The organism is Sulfitobacter sp. M85 (assembly GCF_029285915.1).
GTDB classification, from domain to species: Bacteria; Pseudomonadota; Alphaproteobacteria; order Rhodobacterales; family Rhodobacteraceae; genus Sulfitobacter; species Sulfitobacter faviae.
In genome coordinates this window covers 1-2,094 of record NZ_JABECQ010000024.1, presented here as the reverse complement: position 1 = coordinate 2,094, position 2,094 = coordinate 1, and the positions used below count along the sequence as shown (strand labels likewise).

The window sequence follows — 2,094 nt, the reverse complement described above, 5'->3', positions numbered from 1 at the left end:
GGTAGGATCAGCGACTGGGGTGAAGTCGTAACAAGGTAGCCGTAGGGGAACCTGCGGCTGGATCACCTCCTTTCTAAGGATGTTCCTAGCCAGTTGAGCACGCTCAACTCGTGGAACACTTAGCAGATCGGCAAACAAAGCCGGTCAATATATAGAACCGAGCCGTCCTCATATCTCTTCAGACAATAGAACACGGGCTACCGCCCGTATGGGTCGGTAGCTCAGGTGGTTAGAGCGCACGCCTGATAAGCGTGAGGTCGGAGGTTCAAGTCCTCCTCGACCCACCATCGCTTCTGCAGTTGCAGAACCCCTTTGGGGCCTTAGCTCAGCTGGGAGAGCGCCTGATTTGCATTCAGGAGGTCAGGAGTTCGATCCTCCTAGGCTCCACCATGAATTCTCTTGCCGCCTCTGTTCCGCACGGATTAAAAGAAGGCATGAAGATTTGTGCGATCACAATGGTTTACCGCGATTATTGGGCGTTATCACAATGGTACGCGCATTACTCACGGCACCTAGGTTCGGAACATCTTTACATCCTGTCCCATGGTCGTGATCCGAAGGTTTCTGAGCTTTGCCCACGGGCGAATGTGATCACGGTGCCGCGCGGTGACCTGACTGGTTTCGATCGGGTTCGTGGACAGCTGCTGAACGGCCTTCAGGACGGATTGGGTGGGCTATACGACTGGGTTATCCGCACGGATGCGGATGAACTGATTTGTTTCGACCCGGAACGTTACGCAAATATCAGCGACCTGTTCGCCTCACGCAAGAGAGCATCTGCACTCTTTGCTTTGGGAATGAACCTCGCTGAAATGGAGGGCGATCCTACGCTAACTGCGGAGGCTAACGTCCTGCACTACAGGCGTGAGGCGCATTTCTCCGGGCACTACAGCAAAGCTTGGGCGGTTCGACGTGGAACGCATTTGGTGCGCCATGGCATTCAAACTACTCCTGAGCGTTTGGATGACACGCCATTCACCGTTCCCAAAGGTGTTTACTTGGTTCATCTCAAATACGCGAACAGCGCAGCACTTATCGATGCAAACCAGCATCGGACGCTAGTTGGCAACGCTGGTAGCAAAGGTCTTCCCGGTAAAGCTTGGGCGCAGGCAGATCAAGATGCCTCCCGCTTTTACGACGCTTTTCGAGAGTTGAACGAGCTGGACTGGCCCTTAGCCGAAAGGCGCGCCTATCGGCGGATCAAGCGCGATCCGGTTCGAGATGAGAAGCTTAACGTGCTGCGTGCCAGATCGGTAAAGTTCCCGTTTCGGACGACCCTCCCAAAGTGGTTCGAAAACTGCTGATAGATTAGATCAGCAAGAGCGCTACGGCGCTTTTGCTCGTCCAATCTGGACGTTTGCGTGACATCCTTCGGATGGACGTGATTGACATCGTAAAGAGAGATACTAACAACATGTTTGATCTCACCGCGTTAGGTGATGATCTCAGTTGCTGCCCTTCGGGGCCGGTGTTTGACGGACTGTTTCCTCGGTCTTTCAGGCATATCGCGGCTGAAACGAATATGTTGTCCAAGTCAAGTACACTAACCAGAGCGGTGACGCTGACCTCCTGCACGGACGGTTCGCTATCTGCATCGCTCATTGTCCAGACGACAGTCTGGGCGGGTAAAGTATGCTTTTGATGCAGAATAAGAGGATCAGTTTCTTACCAGCTTCTGATCTTCGCGCGAGGCGCTAAGTCTTGCTTTTTCTGGATCAAATCAAGCGCGAAAAGGGCGTTTGGTGAATGCCTTGGCAGTAAGAGGCGATGAAAGACGTGATACTCTGCGATAAGCCATGGGGAGCTGAGAATAAGCTTTGATCCATGGATTTCTGAATGGGGCAACCCACCTGATACTTTGTTATTATTGCTTCGCAATGTCCGCTCCGCGCCGACCTTTGGTCGGTACACCGATCCTTCGGATCGGCACTGGGGCAGGCAGCGGCGCAGTTAATAATGAGCAAGACCAGGTATTTTTAGGCTGAATATATAGGCTTAAAAAGGCAAACCCGGGGAACTGAAACATCTAAGTACCCGGAGGAAAGGAAATCAATTGATACTCCCCTAGTAGCGGCGAGCGAACGGGGACCAGCC

At 52.9% G+C, this 2,094-nt stretch carries 1 protein-coding gene, 2 tRNA genes and 2 rRNA genes; all 5 read left to right on the top strand.

Going from position 1 to position 2,094, the window contains the following annotated elements; all coding sequences use genetic code 11:
* Positions 1-73 (top strand): 16S ribosomal RNA (locus tag HKX24_RS17545); the annotation flags it as partial.
* A gap of 137 nt (positions 74-210) precedes the next feature.
* Positions 211-287, top strand: a tRNA-Ile gene (locus HKX24_RS17540).
* Positions 288-314: 27 nt separating this feature from the next.
* Positions 315-390 (top strand) — tRNA-Ala (locus tag HKX24_RS17535).
* Positions 390-1,304, top strand: a complete 915-nt coding sequence (locus HKX24_RS17530) for a glycosyltransferase family 2 protein (protein WP_271692383.1) — start codon at positions 390-392, stop codon at positions 1,302-1,304. Before HKX24_RS17535 ends, HKX24_RS17530 begins: the two co-directional genes overlap by 1 nt.
* A 414-nt stretch (positions 1,305-1,718) precedes the next feature.
* A 23S ribosomal RNA gene (locus HKX24_RS17525) occupies positions 1,719-2,094 on the top strand; the annotation flags it as partial.

Excerpts from the sequence above, each read along its gene's own strand:
- HKX24_RS17530 (WP_271692383.1), top strand. The coding sequence starts at position 390 with ATGAATTCTCTTGCCGCCTCTGTTCCGCACGGATTAAAAGAAGGCATG.